Genomic DNA, 2,163 nt, shown 5'->3' with positions numbered 1-2,163 from the left:
GCGCAGCATCACGTCGTGGCAGCCCCGGCACCGGAGAAACCGAAACCCTGCCGGGGCTGCCACGACGTGATGCTGCGCCCCGAACCCGGCCTCACCCACTGCCACGCCTGCCGCCAGGCCACGACACCGACCCCGGCCGCCGGCCGGTCGACCCCCCGACGTCGTGCGGGAACCAGAGGTGGCGAGGGCACTGGGGTGTCCCGGGCCCGGAACGCGGCGACGCCCACGCCTCCAGGGGCGAAAACGTCGTATTCCCGAACCGAGGTCGTGATGGCGCGATGACCGGCTTCCCGGCGCTCCGGTACAGCCGGTGCCAGACTGATCACATGCAGGACAACCATTTCTCGCTCTCCCGGGTCCGACTGAAGCACTACAGGAGCATCGCCGAGGCCGACGTCGAGTTGGGTCCGCTCCTGTTCCTCGTGGGCCCCAACGGGTCGGGGAAGAGCAATTTCCTGGATGCCCTGCGCCTTGTTTCGGAAGCACTGAGCACCTCCTTGGGGCAGGCTCTGCGGGCACGCGGAGGGGTGGCCGAGGTTCGGCGCAGGTCCACGGGAGGTCCCATCGGGTTCTCGATCGACCTGGAATTCGAGACCCTCTCGATCCGCGGGGGTTACGGATTCACGGTGGAGGCGCATGGTCAGCGCTGTGGAGAAGCTTGTGAGTCACGTGCCCTCGGATGTTCCGGTGTGAAGCGGCCTCCGCGTCAACGCGTCGAACGACGTGAGGCTTTGTTCTCCGGGTCCTTCAGGGGCGGGAACCGATCAGTCGGGGCGCGGAAAACGGCGTCAGGGCCCCGTCTCCGGCGGCTGGTCGGACCGGGAGAGCCGGTCGGCGAGGGCTCGGGCGAGCGCGACGGCACCCGGGGCGAGGTCCGCCCAACGGTCCGTCGCGATGCCGAGGTAACCGGCCCGCGCCCGCTCCAACAGTTCGCGCTCCGACCCCCGCAGCGTCGGGGCGACCGCCCCGGCGGCGACGTCCTTCGGGACGATCCGGCGGGTCTCCAGCGTCACGAGGATCCGGGCGAGGGTGAGCAGGACGTTCCGCTCGTCGCCCTCGATCCCGGCGAGGAGGTCGGGGATCACCGCGAGGGAGGCGGCGCGGAGTCGGTCGGGGGGAGGCGGGGCGAGGAGGTCATCGAGCGGCGGGCCGTGCAGGACGCGGTGTGCGGCGTGGGCGGTGGCCAGGAGGATCACGAGGTCGGGATCGTCCGCCGGCCCGGGCGTGCGCCCGGCCACCAACTCCTCGCGCAGCCACTCGCCGTACAGGAAGTCGCGGCGGGGCCACTCGCTCCGGGACGGGGCCCCGTCCCCCACGACGATGCCGGTCAGCTCGACGGGACGGCGGTGCACCGCGTCGGGGAACCGCCGCGCGTGCCCGCGCCACCCGGAGATCCCCAGCAGGAGTCGGACGAGGTCGGCGCGTTCGGCGGCGGTGAGCGATCGATGGGTGAGCAGCAGCAGGTCCACGTCGCTGTCGGGCCGCAGCCCGCCCGTGACCGCCGAGCCGTACAGGTACAGCCCGACGACCCCGCCGGGGTCCTCCCGGCGCAGGTGCTCCACCACGGGGGCGATCAGCTCGTCCACGGTGCCTCCCGGCGATGGGCGGCGACCGTGGTCGCGGGTGGGCCGGTGGCGGGGGATCACGCGGGCCCCGTACCCATCGAGCAGGGGCGCGATCCCGACTCCCGACTCAACAGCTCTCCTCCACGTACAGCAGGATCGACTCGTCGTCCTCGGAGCGGAACTCGTGGGCGCTGTATCGCGGCGGCTCCTCCGCGTCGAGACGCGGGACCACCTCCTCCGCCCACACCCGGTGCCGCTGTTCGGCGGCGATCGGCACGGGGTCCGAGCCGCCGGCCCTTCCCACGATCATCAGGTCGGCCTTCGCGACGAGGCGTGCGGCGAGCCGGGGGTCGAGGTGATCCCGGCTCATCGTCCACACCCCTCCCTCGCCGTCCATCAGGCGGCGGGCGGTGGCCGGGGACGGCACCATGGGCCCGGCCACCGGGTCACGGGCGGGCAGGGACGCGAGCATCTCGGCGAAGGTCGGCCGGTGGCGTGGCTTCCTCACGGGGTCATCGTCCCGGGAAGGGGAAAGTGGCGCCCGGTTTTCTCACGGCTCGCCGCCGCTCCGTGCCGGGACACCGGTCGGGGCGGGGAG

General features: G+C 72.7%; 2 protein-coding genes and 1 pseudogene. 1 reads left to right on the top strand and 2 read right to left on the bottom strand.

Going from position 1 to position 2,163, the window contains the following annotated elements; genetic code table 11:
- Window positions 1-278: 278 nt before the first annotated feature.
- Window positions 279-617 (top strand): annotated as a pseudogene (locus FNQ90_RS20555) (AAA family ATPase); the annotation flags it as partial.
- Window positions 618-788: 171 nt separating this feature from the next.
- On the opposite strand, the gene FNQ90_RS20550 reads toward FNQ90_RS20555, so the two are convergent.
- Window positions 789-1,586, bottom strand: a complete 798-nt coding sequence (locus FNQ90_RS20550) for an aminoglycoside adenylyltransferase domain-containing protein (protein WP_182607717.1) — start codon at window positions 1,584-1,586, stop codon at window positions 789-791.
- Between the two features lie 106 nt (window positions 1,587-1,692).
- Complete coding sequence (locus tag FNQ90_RS20545) at window positions 1,693-2,073, bottom strand: hypothetical protein (protein ID WP_182607716.1); 381 nt, start codon at window positions 2,071-2,073, stop codon at window positions 1,693-1,695.
- Between the last annotated feature and the right edge of the window lie 90 nt (window positions 2,074-2,163).

Source organism: Streptomyces alkaliphilus (assembly GCF_014141535.1).
In the GTDB taxonomy this organism is placed as follows: domain Bacteria; phylum Actinomycetota; class Actinomycetes; order Streptomycetales; family Streptomycetaceae; genus Streptomyces; species Streptomyces alkaliphilus.
The sequence above is the reverse complement of the archived record's forward strand: the minus strand, read 5'-3'. Positions and strand labels throughout refer to the sequence as shown.